At 64.0% G+C, this 21,793-nt stretch carries 23 protein-coding genes; 12 read left to right on the top strand and 11 right to left on the bottom strand.

The window, feature by feature from the left end:
- Window positions 1–7 precede the first annotated feature (7 nt).
- The 8 genes from ehuC to AC0L3E_RS01770 all read left to right on the top strand — a co-directional run bounded on the left by ehuC (window position 8) and on the right by AC0L3E_RS01770 (window position 7,371).
- The gene (ehuC, locus tag AC0L3E_RS01735; RefSeq protein WP_013530328.1) at window positions 8–667 is read left to right on the top strand and encodes an ectoine/hydroxyectoine ABC transporter permease subunit EhuC; all 660 of its coding nucleotides are present in this window, start codon (window positions 8–10) and stop codon (window positions 665–667) included.
- A 34-nt stretch (window positions 668–701) separates the two neighbouring features.
- Entirely contained in the window at window positions 702–1,361 is a 660-nt protein-coding gene (gene ehuD / locus AC0L3E_RS01740; RefSeq protein ID WP_127270574.1) for an ectoine/hydroxyectoine ABC transporter permease subunit EhuD, read from the top strand.
- Window positions 1,362–1,364: 3 nt separating this feature from the next.
- Window positions 1,365–2,141 (top strand): ectoine utilization protein EutA, encoded by a 777-nt coding sequence (eutA, locus tag AC0L3E_RS01745; protein ID WP_127398026.1) that lies wholly within the window; start codon window positions 1,365–1,367, stop codon window positions 2,139–2,141.
- A gap of 183 nt (window positions 2,142–2,324) precedes the next feature.
- On the top strand, window positions 2,325–3,320 hold the full coding sequence (gene eutB, locus AC0L3E_RS01750) for a hydroxyectoine utilization dehydratase EutB (protein ID WP_473604090.1): 996 nt from the start codon (window positions 2,325–2,327) through the stop codon (window positions 3,318–3,320).
- Window positions 3,317–4,309, top strand: coding sequence for an ectoine utilization protein EutC (eutC, locus tag AC0L3E_RS01755; protein WP_292634389.1), 993 nt, complete (start codon window positions 3,317–3,319; stop codon window positions 4,307–4,309). The genes eutB and eutC overlap by 4 nt, the downstream gene beginning before the upstream one ends.
- A gap of 154 nt (window positions 4,310–4,463) precedes the next feature.
- Window positions 4,464–5,642: an ectoine hydrolase DoeA gene (doeA, locus tag AC0L3E_RS01760; protein WP_127271633.1), complete on the top strand. Its 1,179-nt coding sequence runs from the start codon at window positions 4,464–4,466 to the stop codon at window positions 5,640–5,642.
- A 5-nt stretch (window positions 5,643–5,647) separates the two neighbouring features.
- The gene (gene doeB, locus AC0L3E_RS01765; RefSeq protein WP_473604092.1) at window positions 5,648–6,646 is read left to right on the top strand and encodes a N(2)-acetyl-L-2,4-diaminobutanoate deacetylase DoeB; all 999 of its coding nucleotides are present in this window, start codon (window positions 5,648–5,650) and stop codon (window positions 6,644–6,646) included.
- A gap of 470 nt (window positions 6,647–7,116) precedes the next feature.
- Entirely contained in the window at window positions 7,117–7,371 is a 255-nt protein-coding gene (locus AC0L3E_RS01770; RefSeq protein WP_127271474.1) for a DUF768 domain-containing protein, read from the top strand.
- A gap of 69 nt (window positions 7,372–7,440) precedes the next feature.
- On the opposite strand, the gene AC0L3E_RS01775 is transcribed toward AC0L3E_RS01770, so the two are convergent.
- From AC0L3E_RS01775 to AC0L3E_RS01785, 3 genes are all read right to left on the bottom strand, one after another.
- Window positions 7,441–8,559 carry a DmpA family aminopeptidase gene (locus AC0L3E_RS01775; protein ID WP_473604093.1) on the bottom strand — a complete coding sequence of 373 codons (1,119 nt, stop codon included), beginning with the start codon at window positions 8,557–8,559 and terminating at the stop codon, window positions 7,441–7,443.
- Window positions 8,560–8,563: 4 nt separating this feature from the next.
- Complete coding sequence (xseA, locus tag AC0L3E_RS01780) at window positions 8,564–10,195, bottom strand: exodeoxyribonuclease VII large subunit (protein ID WP_473604094.1); 1,632 nt, start codon at window positions 10,193–10,195, stop codon at window positions 8,564–8,566.
- An 83-nt stretch (window positions 10,196–10,278) separates the two neighbouring features.
- The gene (locus AC0L3E_RS01785; protein ID WP_027035580.1) at window positions 10,279–11,235 is read right to left on the bottom strand and encodes a LysR substrate-binding domain-containing protein; all 957 of its coding nucleotides are present in this window, start codon (window positions 11,233–11,235) and stop codon (window positions 10,279–10,281) included.
- Window positions 11,236–11,413: 178 nt separating this feature from the next.
- Between AC0L3E_RS01785 and AC0L3E_RS01790 the strand changes: the two genes are divergently transcribed.
- Window positions 11,414–11,704: a DUF1127 domain-containing protein gene (locus AC0L3E_RS01790; protein ID WP_023809037.1), complete on the top strand. Its 291-nt coding sequence runs from the start codon at window positions 11,414–11,416 to the stop codon at window positions 11,702–11,704.
- 145 nt (window positions 11,705–11,849) lie between these two features.
- Here AC0L3E_RS01790 and AC0L3E_RS01795 read toward each other — a convergent pair whose 3' ends face one another.
- The 5 genes from AC0L3E_RS01795 to AC0L3E_RS01815 all read right to left on the bottom strand — a co-directional run bounded on the left by AC0L3E_RS01795 (window position 11,850) and on the right by AC0L3E_RS01815 (window position 16,153).
- Window positions 11,850–12,074: a type II toxin-antitoxin system HicB family antitoxin gene (locus AC0L3E_RS01795; protein ID WP_023756835.1), complete on the bottom strand. Its 225-nt coding sequence runs from the start codon at window positions 12,072–12,074 to the stop codon at window positions 11,850–11,852.
- 3 nt (window positions 12,075–12,077) lie between these two features.
- A complete protein-coding gene (locus AC0L3E_RS01800) occupies window positions 12,078–13,121 on the bottom strand; it encodes a DUF937 domain-containing protein (RefSeq protein ID WP_473604095.1) in 1,044 nt (347 codons plus the stop codon).
- A gap of 100 nt (window positions 13,122–13,221) precedes the next feature.
- Complete coding sequence (locus AC0L3E_RS01805) at window positions 13,222–14,595, bottom strand: glutamate--cysteine ligase (protein ID WP_127330045.1); 1,374 nt, start codon at window positions 14,593–14,595, stop codon at window positions 13,222–13,224.
- A gap of 144 nt (window positions 14,596–14,739) precedes the next feature.
- Window positions 14,740–15,474: a 16S rRNA (uracil(1498)-N(3))-methyltransferase gene (locus AC0L3E_RS01810; RefSeq protein WP_473604361.1), complete on the bottom strand. Its 735-nt coding sequence runs from the start codon at window positions 15,472–15,474 to the stop codon at window positions 14,740–14,742.
- Between the two features lie 31 nt (window positions 15,475–15,505).
- Complete coding sequence (locus AC0L3E_RS01815) at window positions 15,506–16,153, bottom strand: hypothetical protein (RefSeq protein WP_292337422.1); 648 nt, start codon at window positions 16,151–16,153, stop codon at window positions 15,506–15,508.
- An 87-nt stretch (window positions 16,154–16,240) separates the two neighbouring features.
- Here AC0L3E_RS01815 and AC0L3E_RS01820 point away from each other — a divergent pair, with 87 nt between their 5' ends.
- Together AC0L3E_RS01820 and AC0L3E_RS01825 are read left to right on the top strand one after the other, a co-directional pair.
- A complete protein-coding gene (locus AC0L3E_RS01820; protein ID WP_127267708.1) occupies window positions 16,241–16,939 on the top strand; it encodes a type 1 glutamine amidotransferase in 699 nt (232 codons plus the stop codon).
- 292 nt (window positions 16,940–17,231) lie between these two features.
- A complete protein-coding gene (locus AC0L3E_RS01825) occupies window positions 17,232–17,363 on the top strand; it encodes a hypothetical protein (RefSeq protein WP_013893872.1) in 132 nt (43 codons plus the stop codon).
- 39 nt (window positions 17,364–17,402) lie between these two features.
- Here AC0L3E_RS01825 and AC0L3E_RS01830 read toward each other — a convergent pair whose 3' ends face one another.
- From AC0L3E_RS01830 to AC0L3E_RS01840, 3 genes are read right to left on the bottom strand one after another with little or no spacing between them, the layout of a single operon-like run.
- Window positions 17,403–18,176, bottom strand: a complete 774-nt coding sequence (locus tag AC0L3E_RS01830; protein ID WP_127807765.1) for a metallophosphoesterase — start codon at window positions 18,174–18,176, stop codon at window positions 17,403–17,405.
- Window positions 18,177–18,211: 35 nt separating this feature from the next.
- Complete coding sequence (locus AC0L3E_RS01835) at window positions 18,212–19,348, bottom strand: alpha-hydroxy acid oxidase (protein ID WP_127382526.1); 1,137 nt, start codon at window positions 19,346–19,348, stop codon at window positions 18,212–18,214.
- A gap of 19 nt (window positions 19,349–19,367) precedes the next feature.
- A complete protein-coding gene (locus AC0L3E_RS01840) occupies window positions 19,368–20,171 on the bottom strand; it encodes a FadR/GntR family transcriptional regulator (RefSeq protein ID WP_292459768.1) in 804 nt (267 codons plus the stop codon).
- A 203-nt stretch (window positions 20,172–20,374) separates the two neighbouring features.
- Here AC0L3E_RS01840 and AC0L3E_RS01845 point away from each other — a divergent pair, with 203 nt between their 5' ends.
- Window positions 20,375–21,697 (top strand): DUF3422 family protein, encoded by a 1,323-nt coding sequence (locus tag AC0L3E_RS01845; RefSeq protein ID WP_292337426.1) that lies wholly within the window; start codon window positions 20,375–20,377, stop codon window positions 21,695–21,697.
- Window positions 21,698–21,793: the final 96 nt, after the last annotated feature.

The raw sequence follows: 21,793 nt of genomic DNA on the forward strand, positions 1-21,793 counted from the left end.
AACGTAAATGACCCAGTGGTCCGGCTATTTCGGCCTGATATTGCAGGGAGCGCTTGTCACCATCGAGCTGACGCTGATGGGGTCGGTGCTGGCGTTGATCATGGCCTTCCTCGCCGGCATGGGGCGCGTATCGCGCTTCTTTGCGCTGCGTTGGTTGGCCACCGCCTATATCGAATTCTTCCGCGGCACCTCGATCTTCGTGCAGTTGTTCTGGGCCTATTTCGTGCTGCCCTTCATCGGCATTTCGTTGACCCCGTTGCAGGCCGGCGTGCTGGCGCTCGGCCTCAATGTCGGCGCCTACGCCGCCGAAGTCGTGCGCGGTGCCATCCAGTCGATCGGCCGCGAACAGTATGAGGCCTGCACCGCGCTCAATCTCGGGCGGTGGCAAGGCATGCGCCACATCATCCTGCCGCAGGCGCTGCTGGTGATGCTGCCGACTTTCGGCAACAACGCCATCGAATTGCTCAAGGCGACCGCCGTGGTGTCGCTGATCTCGCTCACCGACCTGACCTTCCAGGCGCAGGTGGTGCGCGCCCAGACCGGCAACACCCTGGTGCCGTTCACCACCATCCTGATCATCTATTTCATCCTCGCCCTGCTCATCTCGTGGGGCGTGCGCTCGCTGGAACGACGCATGGCGCGCGGCCTCGATGGGGTGCGTGCCTGATGGCCAATTTCCTTCTGATAAATTGGGCCTGCTGATGGAATGGGATTGGAATTTCGTCTGGGAAATCATGCCGACGCTGATCCAGGGGGTGAAGATCACCATCCTGGCGACGCTGCTCGGCTCGGTGCTGGCGGCGGTCGTCGGGCTGGGCATTGCGCTGGCGCGCCGCTCGCCCAACAAAGCGCTGTCGCGCACGGTCGGCTGGGCGGCTGAATTCATCCGTGGCACGCCGCTGCTGGTGCAGCTCTATTTCATTTTCTACGTGCTGCCCGACATCGGCATCCTGTTGCCGCCGCTGGTCGCCGGTGTCATCGGGCTCGGGCTGCATTACGGCACCTACACGGCCGAGGTTTATCGTGCCGGCATCGACAATGTGCCGCGCGGCCAATGGGAGGCCGCCAAGGCATGCAATTTGAGCGCCAGTCAGACCTGGACCCACATCATCATTCCGCAGGCCATCCCGCCGATGATTCCGGCGCTCGCCAATTATTTCATCGCCATGTTCAAGGAAACGCCGCTGCTGTCGGCAATCACCGTGCTGGAACTGATGAACCAGGCCAAAAGCGTCGCCAACACCTACTATCGCTATATCGAGCCGATCACCTTGGTCGGTGCTTTCTTCCTGGTCATCAGTCTGTTTTCGGTCGTGCTGCTGCGCTGGCTGGAACGCCGCTACGGCAAGATCGAGAGGTAGCCGATGAAACCCTTGCCCGAGATCAAGATCTACCCGAAACGGCCGGCGCTGGATGCACGCCCGCTCGACATGCGCATCGGCCTGATCATCCTGGCCACTGATCACACCAGCGAACCGGATTTCCGCCGCATGGTGGCGAGCGAGCGGGTCGGCGTCTATGTCGCGCGCATTCCCTATGCCAACCCGACGACGCCTGAAAACCTGCGCAAGATGCAGCCGGCGCTGACGGCGGGCGCGGCCCTGATCCTGCCGGACGAGAAGCTCGATGCCATCTGCTATTCCTGCACTTCGGCCTCGGTGGTAATCGGCGATGCCGAGATCGAGGCGGCGATCCAGGTCGCAAAGCCCGGCGTGCCGGTGGTCACACCGCCGATGGCGGGCGTGCGCGGGCTGCGTGCGCTGGGCGCAAACAAGCTCAGCATCCTCACTCCCTACACGGTCGAGACATCCAGGCCGATGGCCACCTATTTCGCGGCGCGCGGCTTCGAGATCGTCAGCTTCACCTGCCTCGGTTTCGAGGATGACCGCGAGATGGCGCGCATCGCACCAGCAACGCTTGTCGATCTTGCGCGGGAAGCCACCGGCGCCACCGCCGATGCGCTGTTCGTGTCCTGCACGGCGCTGCGTAGCGCCCTCGCGCTCACCGGCATGGAAAAGGCGATCGGACGTCCCGTGGTGACCAGCAACCAGGCGACCGCCTGGAACTGCCTGAGATTGTGCGGGGATGAGGCGCCGCATCCTGAGTTCGGGCGGCTGATGACGTTGCCGTTGGTTCAGTAAGACGATGTCCCACATTCACGAGCGACCCCCTCTGGCCTGCCGGCCATCTCCCCCTCGAGGGGGGAGATTAGCTGCTGCCCGGCTTTCGCCAATCACCGACGTGACAGGAAGAACGGCAGCGTCGAAGCTGCCAATCTCCCCCCTCGAGGGGGAGATGGCCGGCAGGCCAGAGGGGGTCGCCCCATGACGCGCGCCGTCGCCCTAGCGGACATCCGTATCGCCCGTGACCGTATCGCCGGCAAAGTCGAGCGCACGCCCACCGTCTTGTCCCACAGCCTCTCGGAACAGTTCGGCGTCCCTGTTCACCTCAAGCTCGAACACCGGCAGACCACCGGCAGCTTCAAGCTGCGTGGCGCCTCGAACGCCGTCGCCTCGTTGAACGCCGAACAGAAGGCGCGGGGCGTGGTCGCGGCCTCGACCGGCAATCATGGCCGCGCGCTGGCGCATGCGGCGAAGCTTGAGGGCATGCGCGCCGTAATCTGCATGTCGCGCCTGGTACCCGGCAACAAGCTCGACGAGATCCGCCGGCTTGGCGCGGAGGTCCGCATCGTCGGCGACAGCCAGGACGATGCCCAACAGGAGGTCGATCGGCTGGTCGCGCAAGAGGGGCTGATGATGCTGCCGCCCTTCGACCATCCCGACATTATCGCCGGGCAAGGCACGCTCGGGCTTGAGATGATCGAGCAGGTCCCGGATGCCGCCCTCGTTCTGGTCCAGCTCTCCGGCGGTGGGCTCGCCTCAGGGGTTGCTACAGCCATCAAAGGCGTCAGCCCCGGCACAAAAATCATCGGTGTCTCGATGGCGCGTGGCGCGGCGATGAAGGCCAGCCTCGATGCGGGCCAGCCGGTGCTGGTGGAAGAATTGCCGACGCTGGCGGATTCGCTCGGCGGCGGCATCGGACTCGACAATCGGCTGACCTTCGCCATGTGCCGCGACCTGCTCGACGATGTCGTCCTGCTCAGTGAAGACGAGATCGCCGCGGGCATCCGCCACACCTATGCGCAGGAGCGCGAGATCGTCGAGGGTGCCGGCGCGGTCGGCATCGCCGCACTGCTGGCCGGCAAGGTCAAGTCGGACGGGCCGGTGGTTGTTCTGCTGTCCGGTCGCAACATCGATATGGACGCGCACCGCACAATCGTTTGCGGCGTAGCGCCATCGCTCAAGGAGCGCGCCGCATGAGCCGGATGACCATCCTTACCGAGAAAGAGTTGCGGGCGATCGTGACACTCGATCTCGATGCCGTCGCCTGCGTCGAAAACGCCTTCCGTGCGCTTGCCACTCTGCCGGTGGCGATGCCGCCGATCCTGCGGCTAGACATTCCCGAGCATCGCGGCGAGGTCGACGTGAAGACCGCCTATGTGCCCGGCATTGACGGTTTCGCCATCAAGATCAGCCCCGGCTTCTTCGACAATCCGAAGCTCGGCCTGCCCAGCGTCAACGGCATGATGGTGCTGCTGTCAGCCAAGACCGGCCTGGTCGAAGCGCTGCTGCTCGACAACGGCTATCTCACGGATATCCGAACCGCTGCTGCCGGCGCCGTCGCCGCCAAACATCTGTCGCGGCAGGACTCGTCCGTTGCCGCGATCTTCGGCTCTGGCGTCCAGGCCGGGCTGCAATTGGAAGCACTCATGCTGGTGCGGCCGATTGCCGAGGCGCGCATCTGGGCACGCGATGCGGCAAAGGCCGAGGCAACCGCCGGAGCCCTGCGCGAAAAGCTCGGCATTCTCGTGCATGCCGAGCCCGACGCGGCAAACGCGGTCGCCGGCGCCGACATCATCGTCACCACGACGCCTTCGACCGAGCCGCTGATCAAGGCCGGCTTCGTTTCCGCAGGGCAGCACATCACCGCGATGGGATCGGACGCCGAGCACAAGAACGAGATCGCGCCGGCAATCCTGCGCATGGCCGATCTCTATGCCGCTGACAGTGGCCGCCAGACAAAGCGGCTGGGTGAGCTGCATCATGCAATCGCGGCGGGCGTGATGGCCGCCGAGGAAGAGGTGACCGAACTCGGCCAGATCATCGCCGGCGCGAAACACGGACGGCGCTCGGCCAGCGACATCACCATCGCCGATCTCACCGGCACTGGCGTCCAGGACACGGCGATCGCCACGCTCGCTCGAGACCGTGCGCGGGTAGCCGGTTCCGGGGCCATCTTCGAAAGCTGATGCTGGCCGCAGGAGCATGATCCGGAAAAGTGGGAACCGGTTTTCTCGGACAAACGGTTTTCCGTTTGTCCAGAGATCACGCTCAAACAAGAACGACGAGTTGGATTCAAAGCTGATACCGGCCGCAAGGCCCAACAAACGAGGACCAAGAACAATGCAACCGAACCTGAGATTCTCGCGCGGCGAATATGCGGATCGCCTCGCCAAGACACGCAAGGCCATGGAGGCCAAGGGCGTCGATCTTCTTGTTGTCAGCGATCCTTCCAACATGGCCTGGTTGACCGGCTATGACGGCTGGTCGTTCTATGTGCACCAGGCGGTTATCGTGCCGCCTTCGGGCGAGCCGGTCTGGTACGGCCGCGGCCAGGACGCCAACGGCGCCAAGCGCACCGCCTATCTCGCGCACGACAATATCGTCGGCTATGCCGATCACTATGTGCAGTCGACCGAGCGCCACCCGATGGATTTTTTGGCCAGCGTGCTTGCGGATCGCGGCTGGGGCAAGCTGACAGTCGGCGTCGAAATGGACAATTACTGGTTCTCGGCGGCCGCCTTTGCGTCGCTGCAGAAGCATCTGCCCAATGCCCGCTTTGTCGATGCCACCGCGCTTGTCAACTGGCAGCGTGCGGTGAAGAGCCCGACCGAGATCGATTATATGCGCAAGGCGGCCCGCATCGTCGAGGCCATGCATCAGCGCATCTTCGACAAGATCGAGGTCGGCATGCGCAAATGCGATCTCGTCGCCGAAATCTATGATGCCGGCACGCGCGGCGTCGACGGTATTGGCGGCGACTATCCGGCGATCGTGCCGCTGCTGCCGTCGGGTGCCGATGCCTCGGCGCCGCATCTGACCTGGGATGACAGAGCGATGAAGCGGGGCGAGGGCACCTTCTTCGAGATTGCTGGCTGCTACAACCGCTATCACTGCCCGCTGTCGCGCACCGTCTTCCTAGGCAAGCCGACGCAGGAATTCCTCGATGCCGAGAAGGCGACGCTGGAAGGTATGGAAGCCGGGCTGGCTGCCGCGAAACCCGGCAACGCCTGCGAGGACATCGCCAACGCCTTCTTCGGTGTCCTCAAGCGATACGGTATCGTCAAGGACAACCGCACCGGCTACTCGATCGGCCTGTCCTATCCGCCGGACTGGGGCGAGCGCACGATGAGCCTGCGTCCCGGCGACCGCACCGAGCTCAAGCCCGGCATGACCTTCCATTTCATGACCGGCCTGTGGCTGGAAACGATGGGACTGGAGATCACCGAGTCCATCCTGATCACCGAAACCGGTGTGGAGTGCCTGGCCAATGTGCCGCGCAAGCTGGTGGTGAAGGATTGAGCCCGATGTCCAGCACCCGCCCGTCGCCGATCGCGCCGACCGTCGATTTCGACCGCGACGGCATTCAGCACGGTTTCCTGCGCTTGCCCTACAGCCGCGACGATTCCGCGTGGGGCTCGGTTATGATCCCGATCTGCGTCATCCGCAACGGCAACGGGCCGGCAGCGCTGCTGACCGGGGGCAACCATGGCGACGAGTATGAGGGGCCGCTGGCCCTCTACGATCTCGCCAGGACCCTCGATCCCAAGCAAGTCAGCGGCACGGTGATCATCGTGCCGGCCATGAACTATCCGGCCTTCCGTGCTGGCACGCGCACCTCGCCGATCGACAGGGGCAACATGAACCGCAGCTTTCCCGGCCGGCCGGACGGGACGGTGACCGAGAAGATCGCCGACTATTTCCAGCGTGAGCTGCTCCCCCGCGCCGACATCGTGTTCGACTTCCATTCCGGCGGCAAGACGCTGGACTTCGTGCCGTTCTCCGCCGCGCATACTTTGCCCGACAAGGCGCTGGAACAGAAAGCCTTCGACGCGGTCGCGGCCTTCGCCGCCCCGTTCTCGATGCGCATGATCGAGATCGACGCCGTCGGCATGTATGACACGGCAGCCGAGGAGATGGGCAAGGTCTTCGTCAGCACCGAGCTGGGCGGCGGCGGCACGTCGCGTGCGCAGACGGTGCGGATCGCGCGGCGCGGCATTCTCAACGTACTGCGCCATGCTGGCATTGTAGATGGTGCGGTCGAGAAGACTCGAACCCAGTGGCTCGACATGCCGTCGGGCGATTGTTTCTCCTTCGCCGAAGATGACGGCATGATCGAAACCATGGTCGATCTCGGTGAGCCCGTCGAAGAAGGCTCGGTGCTGGCGCGCATCCATTCCACCGGCCGCACCGGCATCGCCCCGCAGGAGATCCGGGCAAAAATGTCGGGCATGCTGGCGGCGCGGCATTTCCCCGGGCTGGTCAAGGCCGGCGACTGCGCGGCGGTGGTGGCTGTGCACGTCTGAGCGATTCCGCCGAGGCTTGCTCCACCCGGTTCGCGTCCATCGTCACTTGCTCTTGATCCGTTGCGGAGCCTTCGGCGCGGCGGAAAGAAGCAGCATGGCGAGCGGAGTCGACATTGCAGGAGGATGTCACTATATAGCGGCGGCTTCGACCTGCGCGCCCGAGGGCAGCACCTCGAAGCAACTGTGAATGTGTAGTGTGTTGCGCCATCTATTGTGACGGAAATCGGCTCGGAAACCGGAAAAAAGCAAATAGAAACAGTGGCGCAGCGCTGGGCGTGACCCAGCCAACGGTACCGACCCCTCCAGAATCAGAAAATGCTCTTGACCCCTCGATTTCCTATGGCTCTGTGGACCTTGGACGGCATTGGCTTGCCGGACGACCGCGACTCGGCTGGAATGGGGACATGCATCCTTTGCGGGATGTCGACGTTTGTGATTACCAACCGGCTTTGCCGCCAGGGAACAGCAGTATGAGTGAACACGCCATCGAATTCTTGCGGGGATGGATCGGCGAAAAGGTCCATTGCCAGTCCTCCCAGGCAAGGATCGACAAGCAGGCCGAAACCCTGGCCAAGGAGTGCGCCGCCGAGGCGGCCGAGGTCGGCATCCCGCTGGAGGACATCCAGGAAGAAGTCGGCGATATCCAGGAACTTATCGCATCCCGGCTTGAGGAAGCGGCCGAGGCCGAGGAAAGCCAGCAGGCCCCCGGAAAAGCCGCGGAATGATCAAAGCCGCGGAATGATCGCATAGCGGCGACGTGTTCCAGCGCGGGCTTGTGGCCCGCGTTTTTGTCTTCAGCCAAACTTCTCCTTCAGCCACGTCTTCGGCAGCGCCGGCACGAAATTCCCGTCGCGTCCGGTCATATCGTCATTGGCAACCAGCGCGTTGAGGATTGCTTCCTCCACGGTCTGGATCACTGCATCGAAAAACGGATCGATATCGGTGTCCGGAATAAAATCGGCGCTGGCGATGCGGCCGGATGGCGCCAGCGCTGCGCTCGCATTGGCGGTCGAGAAGGCGATAAAAATGTCGCCTGAACTGTGATAGCCGAAGCCGCCGGTCAAGGCGACGCCAAGCGGCACCCGTCGGGCCAGCCGCTTCATCTGATGCGGCAGGAACGGTGCGTCGGTGGCGATGACGGCGATGATCGAGCCTTTCTCGGCACGCGGTGTGCCTTCGCGGACAGCCGGTTCGACGAGTTCCGGCCCGGCGCGCAGGCCGCGAATGGCAATATTGCGCCGTTTGCCAAAGTTGGACTGCACGAAGGCGCCGACCGTATAGGCACGGCCGTGCCATTCGACGATGCGCGATGCCGTGCCGGAGCCGGCCTTGAAGCCGAAGGTGATCATGCCGGTGCCGCCGCCGACGCTGCCTTCCTCGATAGGCCCGCCGGCGGCACCGTCGAGAGCCTGCGCAACATGCTCTGACGTCAAATGGTGGCCGTTGATGTCGTTGAGGAAGCCGTCATAGGTCTCCGCCGCCACCGGCAGCCCCCAGCCGCTGTCGAGCGCTGCCGGCAGCACGCTTTGCATCCAGCACAGCGTGCCGTCGCGGGAAACACCGCAGGAATGCGTGTTGGTGATGGTGATCGGGAAGTTGAAAGCGCCGGTTTCCTCGACGATGTGCGAGCCGGTCAGTTCGCCGTTTCCGTTCTGGCTGAAAATGCCGGCGAAGACCGGCGTGGCGAGGTCGGCGAGCGGCCTGGGCAGGATCGCGGTCACGCCGGTGCGCACCGGCCCCTGGCCGACGACGAGCGCGCCATCGCCCGAAATCAGCGTCGCGTAGCCGACCGTCACGCCGGGCACATCGGTGATCGCGTTAAACGGTCCGGGCCGCCCATCGAAGCCGATGCCGAAATTTCGCGCGCGCGGTTTGCCCGAGGGTGTTGTCAGATGATGCGGATTGTCGGTCATGGTCTCAGAACAGGGATCCCTGATTGCCCGGCTCCTTGGCCTTGGCCGCCGGCTTGGCCACGGCTTTCGGTTTTGCCGTGCCGGTGATCGCCACCGCATCGGCGATGCCGTCGGCGAACTCGAGCGAAAGCGCCATTCCCGACGCCACCTCGGCAGCCTGCTTGATCACCGCGCCATCCGCATCCCTCACCAGCGCAAAGCCGCGCGCCAGGACGGCCTTGTGCGACAGCGACGCCATCAGCCTGTCGGCCTGGACGACGCGGCCGCGCAGGCGCTCCAGCCTGAGCACCACTGCTTGCGTGCCGCGTCTTGTCAAAGCTGTCAGCAAATCCCTCTGCACGCGTTGCCGCCGTGCCGTCGGCTCGATCGTGATGCGGCCTTGCAGCATGGCCAATTGCTGCTTGTGCCGCTGCAGCGATGCCCTGGCACATTTTGGCAATTGATCCGCCGCTCGGTTAAGCTCCGCACGCCGGGCTCTTGCCAACGCGCGCAGTGCCCCTTGTGCTCGCAAAAGATTGCGTTCGTTGGTGCGCCGCGCCTCGGCAATGCGCTGCGACAGCATTGCCGGTGTCAGCTTTACGGCAAAAAACCTTGCACGCTTGCGTTCGGTGGAGACCAACAGGCCCCGACCAAGCCTGGATGTCGCCTCATCGAGGCGTCGACGCGGCAGCGCCAGCAATTGATCGGGCGAGGGCAGAGCCCGGGCGGCGGCACGGGCGGCCTGCCGCTTGCGTTCGAAATTGCGCAGGACCGCCGCTTTCAGCCGCGCACCGAGGCTGGCAAGCGTTGCTTCGAGATCGGCCTTCACCGGCACGGCGATTTCGGCTGCACCCGTCGGTGTCGGCGCCCGCACGTCGGCAACGAGGTCGATCAGCGTCCAGTCGGTCTCGTGGCCGACAGCCGAGATCACCGGAATGCCGGAAACGGCAACCGCGCGGGCGAGCACCTCGTCGTTGAAGCCCCAGAGGTCTTCGAGGCTGCCGCCGCCACGCGCCACGATCAACAGATCGGGACGCTGGACGGCGCCATCCCATGCCAGCGCGTTGAAGCCGTTGACCGCGGCGGCCACTTCCGCGCCTGACGTCTCGCCCTGAACACGCACCGGCCAGACCAGGATGTGCAGCGGAAAGCGGTCCTTGATGCGGTGGATGATGTCTCGGATGACGGACCCCGTCGGCGAGGTGACGACGCCGATGACGCGCGGCATGAATGGCAGCAACCGCTTGCGACCGGCATCGAACAGCCCCTCGGCCTGTAGCCGCCGCTTGCGCTCCTCCAGCAGCGCCATCAGGGCGCCGGCGCCGGCAGGCTCCAGATTGTCGATGACGATCTGGTAGTTGGACTTGCCGGGATAGGTGGTGAGCTTGCCGGTGGCGATCACCTCCATGCCCTCTTCGGGACGGAATTTCAGCCGGCTCATCGTGCCTTTCCAGACCACGGCGTCGAGACGGGCACGGTCGTCCTTCAACGCGAAATAAGCATGACCGGACGAATGCGGTCCGCGGTAGCCTGATATTTCGCCACGCACCCGCACATTGCCGAAAACGTCCTCGACCGTGCGCTTCAGCGCGCCGGAAATCTCGCTCACCGTGTATTCGGCGGCGTTGGTGCGTGATTCGGATGCTGCTTCGCTCATCGGTCGATTGGGGAACGGTTGGGCGCCCGCGTCAAGGCGGTTGCGTCGGGCCAGCCGTTCATAACCTGCATACCTGACCCTGCCTACCAGCCGGGCAGGATCTGGTTCGGCTTGGTTCGCCGCAGCTTGGTGAAGGCGAGTGCCGCGAAATCGAATGTCCCGGGGTCTTCGCCGACCGGCACGGAGATATTGTCCAGGCTTTCCGAAATATGGCGGGCGAGCGCATCGACGATCTCCGGCCGCGACGTCTGACCGCGCATGATGCCGATGCGGCAATCGGGCAGGGCGCCGAAGCCGTCGGCTTCGCTCAGCACCCGCATGCCGGGCCGCAGCGCGCATTCCGGCAGCACCGAGATCGCGAGGCCCGAAAGCACCGCGGCGGTGATGACGGTGGCCGAGAAACTGGTGAACAGGATGCGATAGTCGCGATTCTGCTGGTCGAGCACATCGACGGCGGCGCGCCGCCAGATGCAGTTCGGCCGGCCGAAGGCCATCGGCAGCGTTTCCTGCTCATGCGTCGCATGGTTGGCCGAGGTGACCCACAGCAGCGGTTCGCGCCGCACCACCTCCGACTGGCCGCGTACGTCGTTGTGAGTCACCAGCGCGAGGTCGAGATTGCCGCGCTTGATATGCTCGACCAGCCCCGGTGTCGGCTCGCAGATGACGGTCAGTTCGACGCGCGGATTGGAGCGCGTGAACCGCGCCATGATCTCGGGCAGGAAACGGTCGGCATAGTCGTCGGGCGTGCCGATGCGGATCGTGCCTTCGAGCCGCCGGTCGTCGAAAGCGGCCAGCGTTTCGCGGTTGAGATAGAGCAGCCGCCGCGCATAGGAGAGCAGCTTGTCACCTTCCTCGGTCAGCCTGTTGGTGCGCCCGTCCTTTTCGAACAGCGGCTTGCCAAGCCGCTCCTCCAGCCGGCGCATCTGCATCGACACCGCCGACTGGGTCCGGTGCACCTCTTCGGCCGCTCTGGTGAAGCTGCCGGTGTCGGCAATCGAGATGAAAGTTTGCAATTGATCGAGATCGAGCGGCGATTTCATCGACATGATCCATCACTAGCGTTGATGGTAAAGATTAGAAACATTCGTTGGATTAATCAATCACTCAATGGCAAATTGGCAGTGTCCACATGAAGGCATGTGAATCGAAGCCGGAACGGCCGCTGTCGCCAGCGCCGATCGCCTGGTTTTGTCCGTTCGAGTCTGAAGGAGACCGACAATGACCACGTTTGATTTCGCCACCGAGACCTCGCGCATCACCTCGCGTCCGGCCGTTGCGACGCGCGTGGCCAACACCGTCTCCAACGTCTACCGCGCTTGGAAAAACCGCCGCGCCTTCTACCGTCTTGGCGAGATGTCGGACGCCGAACTCGCCGATATCGGCCTGACGCGCGCCGACCTGCACGTCGCCATCGACGTGCCGTTTGGCCGCGACCCGACGGCGATGCTGCGCGAAATCGCCAGCGATCGCGTCGAGACGATCGAGGACATCGCCCGCAAGGTGGCCTGATCTGATGCTTGTTGTTTGGGTTGCCGCGAACCTTTTCGGGGTTCGACGCGACTGACGAGTATGCAGGCTCCCACTCCCTGCCGGATCCCCCCGGCCCGCCTGCACTCTGCCCGGTCCTCCCAGGACCGGGCTTTTCCTTTGGCTGTCAGGCGAATGCCAGCTTTCGCGATGGCCTTGGTATCGATCTGCCGAGCTCATGCGCGGCCTCTATCCAAGATGCTATGGCGTCCTGGACATTAGCGATGGCCTCTTCAGGAGTGTCGCCATCACTCACGCAACCTGGCAGATCAGGCACCAAAGCCGAAAAACCGCCTCCATCCTCTGCAGAAAGTGGCGCAATGACGACCGGATATTCAAGTCTGTCCATCATGTCTTACCGCCGATCCATATCGCGCTTGAACTGGTCGAAGATCGTCTCCACGCCCTTCTGGTAGTCGTCACGCTGCTGGGCGCCGGTCTCGAACATCTTGCCGAACAGGTCGTCGAACGGGTTTTTCGGCCTGCCGCTCGGATTGGCCTGTGGCTGCGGTGCCTGACGCTGCTGTGGGGGCGCTTGAGGCTGTTGCGGCGCCGGCTGTCCGCCAGGGATGCCGCCTAAGCCACCGCCACCTTGCCGCAGCATCTCCTCGAAGATTTTCCCCAGCGGATTGTCTCCGTAGGGGCTTTGTGTCTGCTGCGGCTGCGCCCGCCCTTGCGGCTGCGGCTGAGGCGCGCCACCGCCGAACATGTCCTGCAGCACCTTGCCAAGTGGATTTTCGCCGTAGGGATTGGGCTGCGGCTGCGGCTGGCTTTGCGGCTGTGGCTGAGGCGCACCGCCGCCGAACATGTCCTGCAATACCTTGCCGAGCGGGTTGTCCATCGGGTTCTGGGGTGCCGGCGCCTGGCGCGGCTGCGGCGCCGGGGCCTGCATGCCGCCGCCTTGCCGCATCATCTGCTCGATGATCTCGCCCAGCGGATTGTTGCCGCCGCCGCCAAAACCGCCGGCGGCCTGCATCTGATTTGTCGTCTGCTTGAACAGCCCGCCCATGACCATCGAGGCGATGGCCGGCAGCATCTGCTGCAGGATCTGCTGATTGACGCCGCTGGCTTGCGCCGCCTGGCTGGCCACGGCGCGAGACAGGTCTTTCGAGCCGAACAGGTGCCCGAGAATGCCGTTGCCCTCATCGACGCCTTGCGGCGAGAAGGCCCGGGTTGCGTCCTCGAAATACTTGGCGTGCTGGCCGCTGGCCATCGCCGTCATGAAGGCGCCGAGCCCGTAAGGGTCGGCTGTGTTGCGCTGCAGCCCCTGCGAAAAGGCCGGCAGCAATGCGGCAACCGCGGCTTGCGTCTGCTGCATCGAAAGCCCGTATTGCTGGGCAAGCGCCTGCATGCCGTTGCCGTTCTGGGCCTGTGTCAGCATGTCGAACAAGGAAGGCATTGGTCTCTCCTCCGGAAATCCTCGCCGAAGAAGCCTAGTTTGTTTCCACTTCCGATTGAAGCGACTTTTGCCGGTCAATCGGCTGCGTCAAATCCGAGGGTTAATAGGCGTATTCCATGAACACCGGCTCGATCGAACCGCCCCAGCGCGTGTGATAGGCCGACAGCATCTCCTCGGCGCTGGTGGTGCCGCGCGCCACCACTTCGTCGAGCGTGTTGAGGAACGAGGTCTCGTCGTAGCCGTCGCGGTTCTTCTTGCCACGGTTCTTCAGGCCCATGCGGGAAATGACCATCACGTCTCGCGCGATCTCGCGCAGCGTGGTGTTGCGGAACGGTGCGGAAATGCCCTGTTCCGGCACGGCGTTGCGCATCGCCAGCGTTTCTTCATACGTCCAGCTCGACGTCAGCGCCTCGGCGGCATCGAGTGCGGCTTCATCATAGAGCAGCCCGACCCAGAACGCAGGCAGCGCGCAGATGCGCCGCCATGGCCCGCCATCGGCGCCGCGCATCTCAAGGAAGCGCTTCAGCCGCACGTCCGGGAACAGCGTCGACAGATGGTTCGCCCAGTCGCCCATTGTCGGCAGCCCGTCCGGCACCTGATTGCGCGCGGCACCGGCCATGAACTGACGGAAGGTGATGTGCGTCATGTCGTGATAGTGGCCGTCGCGGATGACGAAATACATCGGCACGTCGAGCGCCCATTCGACATAGTCGGCGAAACCGAAATCGGGCGAGAAGCAGAATTCGAGCAGGCCCGAGCGCTGGTTGTCGGTGTCGCGCCAGATATCGCCGCGCCAGCTCTGCAAGCCGTTCGGGTGGCTTTCGGTGAAAGGCGAATTGGCGAACAATGCCGTCGACAGCGGCTGCAGCTTCAACGACACCTGCATCTTGCGGCGCATGTCGGCCTCGCTCTCGAAGTCGAGATTCACCTGGATCGTGCAGGTGCGGTACATCATGTCGAGGCCCTTGGTGCCGACCTTGGGCATGTAGCGCGTCATGATCTCATAGCGCGATTTCGGCATTTTCGGCGTCTCGGCCAGCGACCATTTCGGGCTGCCGCCGAGGCCGAGGAAACGGATGCCCATCGGCTCGGCGATCTCGCGCACCTGCGCCAGATGGGCGTTGCCCTCGCGGCAGGTCTGGTGGATCGTTTCCAGCGGTGCGCCGGAAAGCTCGAACTGGCCGCCGGGTTCCAGCGAAATCGCACCCTGACCGGTCGGCTCGACCAGGCCGATGATGCGGCCGTCATCGACGATCGGATCCCAGCCGAGCTTTGACTGCATGCCTTCGAGAATGGCGCGGATGCCGCGCTCACCGCCATAGGGGACCGGTGCATTGCCGTCGACATAGAAGGGGAATTTCTCGTGCTCGGTGCCGATGCGCCATTTGTCGCGCGGCTTGTTGCCTTCGGCCAGATGCTCGACGAGTTCGTCGACACCTTCGATCGGGCGGAAATCGGTCGTATCGCGCGCCATGATGGTACCCTCAGAGGCGGCCGGATGACCGCCGGCGGTAAATGGACGAAATGTCAGCAGACGATCAAGCGAAAAATCCTGAGCCACAGGTCAACAGGAATTGAACGTTGCTGGAACTCTGCATCCCTTGCAAGGGATGACGTCTCACCAGTCTCCGACAGTTGCCTGCATCACCGCGAGCGCGGCCACCGCCGCGGTGTCGGCGCGCAGGATACGCGGGCCGAGCAGAATGGCGGTGACGAAGGGCAGGGCGCGCAGCATCTTGCGCTCGTCGTCGGAAAAACCGCCCTCCGGCCCGACCAGCAGCCCAAGCTTCTTTTCCTTGACCGCCTGCAGCGCGGCCAGCGGATTGTTGGTCGAAGCATCCTCATCGCAGAAGATCAGCCGTCGCTCTGTGTCCCAACCGGTCAGCAGGCGGTCGAATTTTTCGGCTTCGCGCACCTGAGGCACCGCCAGGATGCCGCATTGTTCGGCGGCTTCGACGACATTGGCGCGCAGGCGATCGATCGACGGCTTGGCCACTTGCGTGTGCTGGGTGATGACCGGCTGCAGGATGCCGGCGCCCATCTCGACCGCCTTCTGCACGAGATAGTCGAGCCGGCCCTGCTTCAGTGGCGCAAAGCAGTAGACGAGATCAGGCAGCGGCGGCTGCGGCCGCTGCAGCGCTGACACCTTCAGCCGCACCGCCCTTTTCGTCTTCGCTGATATGGCCGCTGACCACTCCCCGTCGCGGCCATTGAACACCAGGATTTCGGCGCCTTCGCCAAGCCGCAGCACATGCAGGAGATAGTGGCTCTGCTGTTGGCCGGCGTCGAACTCGACATCCGGCGCGAGATCGTCGGGCACGAACAGACGTTGCATCTTGTAATTGGCGCGCATCGCCGAGGAATGAGCGAGCCGGCCGCCGGCGTCAAGCCTCGGCGGTAGGATGCCACACCGGCCGAAAGCCATGCCGCAGCACGGCGAGCGTCGTGGCCGGCGTCAGCAGCGACAGCGTCCTGCCTTTGAGCAGGCCGAAATCTGCGGGTGGGCCATATCCCGCAAACGACCAGCGCAGCGTCTTGCCCCTACGCAGGGCATAAACAGTGCGACCATCCGCAACCATGGCGCCGTCCGGCAGGCCGGCAAGGTCTTCAACAGCAATCCCTGGCGGCCTGCCGCCCGAGGCCAGCCGCTCCTTGTGCAGCCGCTTGTCGACCATCGGCGCGCGCGGTTCGGCAATGCCGAACGCGTCGCCGAAGCGGCCGACGAAATCCCTGGCCCGTTCGCGCTGGCAAAAGAAGCAGGGGCGATGCCCGGCCGCCAATGCCGTCACCTCGTCGAGGAAGAACAGTTCTGTCCAGCCCGCTTTGCCGCCCTTCCGGTTGCGGCCCATCGGTTCGCGCCGCACATCGCGGAATTGGCGGACGCAGATGATCCAGGCCGGAAGCGCCCAGCGCTTCTTCTTGAGCGTCTTGGTCTCGGGATCGTGGATGATGCCGCGATTGCCGGTGAACATGCCGCGATCGGGCACAGCGTGGATGGTACCGAACGGATCGACCCGGTTCTGCAGTGGCATAGTTTTCTCTCCGGACACGCATCTTGGCTGCAATGCGAGCGGCATGATATCGCTCCTCGCATCTTTTCATGTCAGCAGGGTTTTGTGATGCGGGTGCTGGTGGTGCAGAACTACGACAATACCGGCCTCGGCCAGGTCGGCGCAGCACTTGCGGAGGCGGGTGCCGATCTCGATCTGCGTCTCCCTTACAAAGGCGATCCCCTGCCGGATGACGCGGCCGGGCATGATGCCATGATCGTGCTCGGCGGCGGCCAGAACGCGCTGGCCGACGATGAGTACCCCTATTTCCCGGCACTGCTCGAACTGACCCGCGACTTTGCCGACAAGGATCGCGCCGTGCTCGGCATCTGCCTGGGCAGCCAACTCGTCGCCCGTGCCTTCGGCGGCGAAAACCGCATCGGCGGCGCCAATGAGTTCGGCTGGCACGGCGTATCGCTGACGGCGGACGCCAAGGGCGATCCGGTGCTGGGCGCGCTGCCGGAGAAATTCCCGATCTTCCAGTGGCATGACGACACCTTCGTGCTGCCTGAGGCCGCCGTGCGGCTTGCCGGCAACGATGTCGCCGAGAACCAGGCATTTCGCGTCGGCCGCGCCGTCTACGGCTTCCAGTTCCATTTCGAGGCCGACCGGCCGATGGTCGAGGACTGGAGCACGTCGTTTGCCCCGACCATTGCCGCGCGCCATCCCGACTGGGCCGGCAAGCTCGATGGCGAAATGGCCCGCAACGGGCCCGATGCGGATGCCGCTGGCCTCGCCATTGCCCGTGCCTGGGTAGCAACCATCTGAGTGTTGGCCTCTCCGTACCCTCCAGCGTGACATAATTGGCACGCGGCGGTGAAACCGCCTGGGGAAAACCGTTTCATTCTTGGCTTGTGTCCGCCCGCCATCCTAGAAGGCGCGCGCTCTGCATCTTCTGTGCAACGGCTATGAACCTTTGTGTGACCCGCGCGACACACCGTTGATACAGAACATGCCTAGAAGCGCAAAATCGTCGAAACTTTGAAGCGAATTCTCCGTTTCAACGCATTGGTAACCGCCTGGTGCACAGATGCAGAAAGCTCAACAAGAGATGACCTCCGTGAAAGCAGCGCTTCTGTCCTTTGCCATGTTGTCCGCCATCGTGCTGTGCGGTCTCGGCATCTATGCCGCCGACGCAGCCAACAACCACAACGCCGTCGACGGTTACGGCGTCACCGCCTCGCTGCGCTAAAGGCGGAAAGCGCCTTTCGCGTCCTCCGACGCGCGACGCTCAAGCTTCCTTGATCGTCATTGTCAGGATGCGTTTGTCCGCGCCGTCGACGACGAGCGCGCTCAGCATGCCTGATTGCCAGGCAAGCGTGTCGACATTGACGCGGTTGGCCATCACTTCCGCCTCCGGCACCGGCGTGTGGCCGTGCACCACGATCTTCGGATAGAGGTCGGGGTGGTTGTGGAAGACGTCGCGGATCCAGATCAGGTCCTGCGGGCTTTGCTTCTCCAGAGGATTGCCCGGCCTGATGCCGGCATGACAGAAGAAGAAGTCCCCGAAAGTCGCGGAGAACGGCAGCGATCGCAGGAAGTCGATGTGGCTTTGCGGCACGGCCTCGACCAGGGCCTGATGTCCTTTGCGCACGGCCGATTCGGCCTTGCCGAACCACACGCTTGTGCCTTCACTGATCGCCACGCCGTAAGACTGTGCCGTCTGGATGCCGCCGAACCGGATGAAAAGCCCTTCCGGGTCAGGGGTCTTGAGAAAGTCGAGAAAACCGATGTCGTGGTTGCCGGCCAGCATCAGGTGACGAGGGTCGCGCTCTTCCGCTTCGATCAGGAAATCGATGACGCCCTTCGAGTCCGGCCCGCGGTCGACATAGTCGCCAAGATGGATGACGCGCCAGTCGGCAGGCGCCTCCTGCTCGATCTCGGTCCTGATGCGCCGATGCATGGCGGCCAGCAGGTCGAGCCGGCCGTGGACATCGCCGATCGCGTAAAGACGCACACCTTCCGGCCCATGCGCGTCGAGAAAATGGATGCCGGGTTCTGCCAATTTTTCGGTGTCTCCGTGGTCGCGCGGTCACGGGCTTAGCGCCGGAGCTGGTCCTTGCCCATGTCGGTGACCAGACGCTTTCCGCACAGGGCCAGCGTAATGTCCATCTCCTTGCGGATGATTTCCAACGCCTTGGTAACCCCTTCCTTGCCAAGCGCCCCCAGGCCGTAAAGAAATGGCCGGCCGATATAGGTTCCCTTGGCACCTAGGCAAAGCGCCTTCAGGACATCCTGGCCGGAGCGGATGCCGCCATCCATATGCACTTCGATCGTGTCGCCAACCGCGTCGGCAATCTCTTCCAGCACGCCGATCGACGACGACGCACCATCGAGCTGGCGCCCGCCATGGTTGGAAACGATGATCGCGTCGGCGCCGGTCTTGGCCGCCATCAGCGCGTCCTCCTTGTCGAGAATGCCCTTGAGGATCAGCTTGCCGCCCCAGCGCTCCTTGATCCAGGCGACGTCCTTCCACGACAGATGCGGGTCGAACTGCTCCGTCGTCCACGATGCCAGCGAGGCCATGTTGCCGACGCCCTTGGCGTGGCCGACAATGTTGCGGAAGGTCCGCCGCTTCGTGCCGGCCATGGCGGCGCACCAGTGCGGGCGGATGGCCATGTCGATGATGTTCGTCAGCGTCAGCTTGGGTGGCGCCGAAAGCCCGTTGCGGATGTCCTTGTGGCGCTGACCGAGAATCTGCAGATCGAGCGTCAGCACGAGCGCCGAGCATTTCGCCGCCTTTGCCCTGTCGATCAGGTTGAGCACGAACTCCTTGTCACGCAGCACATAGAGCTGAAACCAGAACGGCTTCGTGGTTACCGAGGCGACATCCTCGATGGAGCAGATGCTCATCGTCGACAAGGTGAACGGCACGCCGAATTCCTCCGCCGCCTGAGCCGCCAGCATCTCGCCATTGGCGTGCTGCATGCCGGTCATGCCGGTTGGCGCCAATGCCACCGGCATCGACACTTTTTCGCCGATCATCGTCGATGCCAGCGAACGGTTGTCCATATCGACGAGCACGCGCTGGCGGAACTTGATCTTCTGGAAATCCTCTTCGTTGGCCCGATACGTGCTTTCGGTCCACGAACCGGAATCGGCATAGTCGAAGAACATCTTCGGCACGCGCCGGCGGGCGAGGTCCTTGAGGTCGGCGATGGTCAGGATCTGGCTCATGGGCTTCCCGTTTCGATAGCTAGGAGCGTTTGCGTGCAGGTTCGGTATCGGTGGCTTCGACCCGCTGCTTCAGCCTCAGTCGCGAAACGCGCTGCCAGTCGCCGCTGCGCTCGGCTTCCGCCATCGACCGTTCGACATAGGTGATGTGGTCCATCGCCGCTTGCCGGGCAGCATCCGGATCGCCGGCCTTCACCGCCGCATGGATCGCGCGGTGCTGCGCGAGCAGGGCGTCGCGCGCGCCGGGCACGCTGAACACCAGCAGCCGGTTCTGGAACACGCCCTCCGACAACAGCCGGTAACAGGAACGCAACGTGTGCAAAAGGATGATGTTGTGCGCGCATTCGCAGATCGCGTGGTGGAACTCGACATCGATCTCGGCCTCGTCGTCGAAGTCGCCGGTCCGGTGCGCATCGTCCATACGTGCCATGATCTTGTCGAGCAGCGCCATGTCGTCCGCAGTGGCGCGCCGTGCCGCGTATTCAGCCGCGACCCCTTCGATCTCGCGGCGATATTCCAGATAATCGGTCACTGCCTTGCGGTGCATCGAGATCAGGTCCGTCACCGGTTTGGTGAAGAGCTGGCCGATGACATCGGCGATATGGGTGCCGCCGCCGGGCCTTGTCGTCAAAAGGCCGCGTCCTTCCAGTGACTTCAGCGCATCACGCAGGATCGGCCGGGATACGTCGAACTGGCGTGCAAGCTCGCGCTCGCCCGGCAGCCGGTCGCCGGTGCGCAGCACGCCTTCGAGGATGAGGCTCTCGATTTGCTGCACCACCTCGTCGGCGGTGCGCGAATGCTCGATCCTGGAAAAAATGTCGCTCAACAGAATGCCTGGAAGGTGAACCGGTGTCGCAGAATAGAGCCTGCCTCGCCAACTGGTCAAATTATTTATCCAATTGACAAAAGCGGGCCGATTTTCCGCCCGATGCCATCACCTTCGGCTAACTTTGCCGTTTGCGTCATCAGGCCATTGGCACTAGAGGGACGCGCGTGCAAGAGGGTTCAAGGAAACCCAGGGAACAAGCCGTGTCAGACGACCCGTCCGATCTCGAATTCCAGCCGCGCGCCAAGGGCAGCGTGATGGGCTTTCCCGCGCATGAGGGCCGGCCCGGCGCACTCGGCGAGGTTCATGCCCGGCCGCACCCGCTGATCGAAAAGCCACGCGTCCTGATGCAACTCGCCTTCATGACCGAGGGGGGCTCGGGCGTCGACCACGCGGTGCTTTCCGAACTGTCGCGGCGCCTCGGCGTCGCCGCGCCCGACCGCCAGGCCCGCCATCATGCCATGAAATGGGGCAAGGGCTCGCTGCGCTGGGAGCGGCACACCGAATTCTCGACATATTTGTGGGAAGGGCCGCTTTCCGAGAGCGGCAGGGCGCAGGAGGACTCCCCCTTCGGCAACGGGTTTTCGCCGCCGGGAACCTGCATCTCCGGCATCAGGCTCGAAATCCGCAAATGGACGCAAGCGAGCGAGCAGCTGATAGCCGGTTTCGATCCGACCAGCCTGTGCTACTCGCTGGTCGAGCGCGGAAACGCCGCCATCGTCACCGATTTTCGCCAGGATGGCGATGGCCTGACGCGCATGCTGCTGCTCGATCGCGGCTTGACCCCGGCGCGTACCGGCGCGTTGTCGCAGCGGCTTATCGACATCGAAACCTATCGGACGCTGGCCATGCTCGGCCTGCCGCTGGCGTTGACCTTGTCCGGCCGTGCCCGCCGCATCGAAGACCGGCTGGCGCAGACCACGCTGGAGATGAAGGTCGCCGGGACTCGCGACAGCCAGACCTTGCTGGCCGATCTGACCGAACTTGCGGCGGAGTTGGAGGCGGACGCGGCGTCGAGCCTTTACCGTTTCGGCGCCAGCCGTGCCTATGACGGCATCGTCGGCGAACGGCTGGAGGCGCTCGAGGAAGAGGCTGTGCCCGGCTATGACACATGGCGCGGGTTCCTGCAGCGCCGGGTGGCGCCCGCAATGCGCACCTGCCGTTCGGTCGAGGAGCGGCAGGAAAATCTGTCGCGAAAACTGACCCGCGCCACGACACTGCTGCGCACCTGGGTCGATGTCGAGGTCGAGAAGCAGAACCGCGACCTGCTTGCCTCGATGAACAACCGCGCCCGCCTGCAACTGCGCCTGCAGCAGACCGTCGAGGGGCTCTCGGTCGCCGCCGTCTCCTACTATGTGGTCGGCCTTGTCGGCTATGTCGCCAAGGGCGCCTCGATCTTCGGCCATGCCTTCGCGCCGGAGATCATTACCGCGGCTTCGGTGCCTGTCGCCATCCTGCTGGTCTGGTGGGGCGTACGCCGCGTGCGCAAGATGCACTCCGAACCCGGCAAGCCGCCCGGCGAATAGATCTGCTCACCCTCCCCCTTGTGGGGGTCGGGGTCCTCGTAGAGCGCCGCGCGGGGGAGGGTGAGACAGCGGCAGATTGCCGCTGCGGAAGCTTGC

It is taken from the genome of Mesorhizobium sp. WSM4822 (genome assembly GCF_055811155.1).

Coding starts and splice junctions, on each gene's coding strand:
- eutC (WP_292634389.1), top strand. CDS start 3,317: ATGAGCCGGATGACCATCCTTACCGAGAAAGAGTTGCGGGCGATCGTG.
- AC0L3E_RS01770 (WP_127271474.1), top strand. CDS start 7,117: ATGAGTGAACACGCCATCGAATTCTTGCGGGGATGGATCGGCGAAAAG.
- AC0L3E_RS01785 (WP_027035580.1), bottom strand. CDS start 11,235: ATGAAATCGCCGCTCGATCTCGATCAATTGCAAACTTTCATCTCGATT.
- doeA (WP_127271633.1), top strand. CDS start 4,464: ATGCAACCGAACCTGAGATTCTCGCGCGGCGAATATGCGGATCGCCTC.
- AC0L3E_RS01835 (WP_127382526.1), bottom strand. CDS start 19,348: ATGAGCCAGATCCTGACCATCGCCGACCTCAAGGACCTCGCCCGCCGG.
- AC0L3E_RS01810 (WP_473604361.1), bottom strand. CDS start 15,474: ATGCGCGCCAATTACAAGATGCAACGTCTGTTCGTGCCCGACGATCTC.
- AC0L3E_RS01795 (WP_023756835.1), bottom strand. CDS start 12,074: ATGATGGACAGACTTGAATATCCGGTCGTCATTGCGCCACTTTCTGCA.
- eutB (WP_473604090.1), top strand. CDS start 2,325: ATGACGCGCGCCGTCGCCCTAGCGGACATCCGTATCGCCCGTGACCGT.
- AC0L3E_RS01805 (WP_127330045.1), bottom strand. CDS start 14,595: ATGGCGCGCGATACGACCGATTTCCGCCCGATCGAAGGTGTCGACGAA.
- AC0L3E_RS01790 (WP_023809037.1), top strand. CDS start 11,414: ATGACCACGTTTGATTTCGCCACCGAGACCTCGCGCATCACCTCGCGT.
- doeB (WP_473604092.1), top strand. CDS start 5,648: ATGTCCAGCACCCGCCCGTCGCCGATCGCGCCGACCGTCGATTTCGAC.
- ehuC (WP_013530328.1), top strand. CDS start 8: ATGACCCAGTGGTCCGGCTATTTCGGCCTGATATTGCAGGGAGCGCTT.
- xseA (WP_473604094.1), bottom strand. CDS start 10,195: ATGAGCGAAGCAGCATCCGAATCACGCACCAACGCCGCCGAATACACG.
- AC0L3E_RS01800 (WP_473604095.1), bottom strand. CDS start 13,121: ATGCCTTCCTTGTTCGACATGCTGACACAGGCCCAGAACGGCAACGGC.
- eutA (WP_127398026.1), top strand. CDS start 1,365: ATGAAACCCTTGCCCGAGATCAAGATCTACCCGAAACGGCCGGCGCTG.
- AC0L3E_RS01775 (WP_473604093.1), bottom strand. CDS start 8,559: ATGACCGACAATCCGCATCATCTGACAACACCCTCGGGCAAACCGCGC.
- AC0L3E_RS01815 (WP_292337422.1), bottom strand. CDS start 16,153: ATGCCACTGCAGAACCGGGTCGATCCGTTCGGTACCATCCACGCTGTG.
- AC0L3E_RS01820 (WP_127267708.1), top strand. CDS start 16,241: ATGCGGGTGCTGGTGGTGCAGAACTACGACAATACCGGCCTCGGCCAG.
- ehuD (WP_127270574.1), top strand. CDS start 702: ATGGAATGGGATTGGAATTTCGTCTGGGAAATCATGCCGACGCTGATC.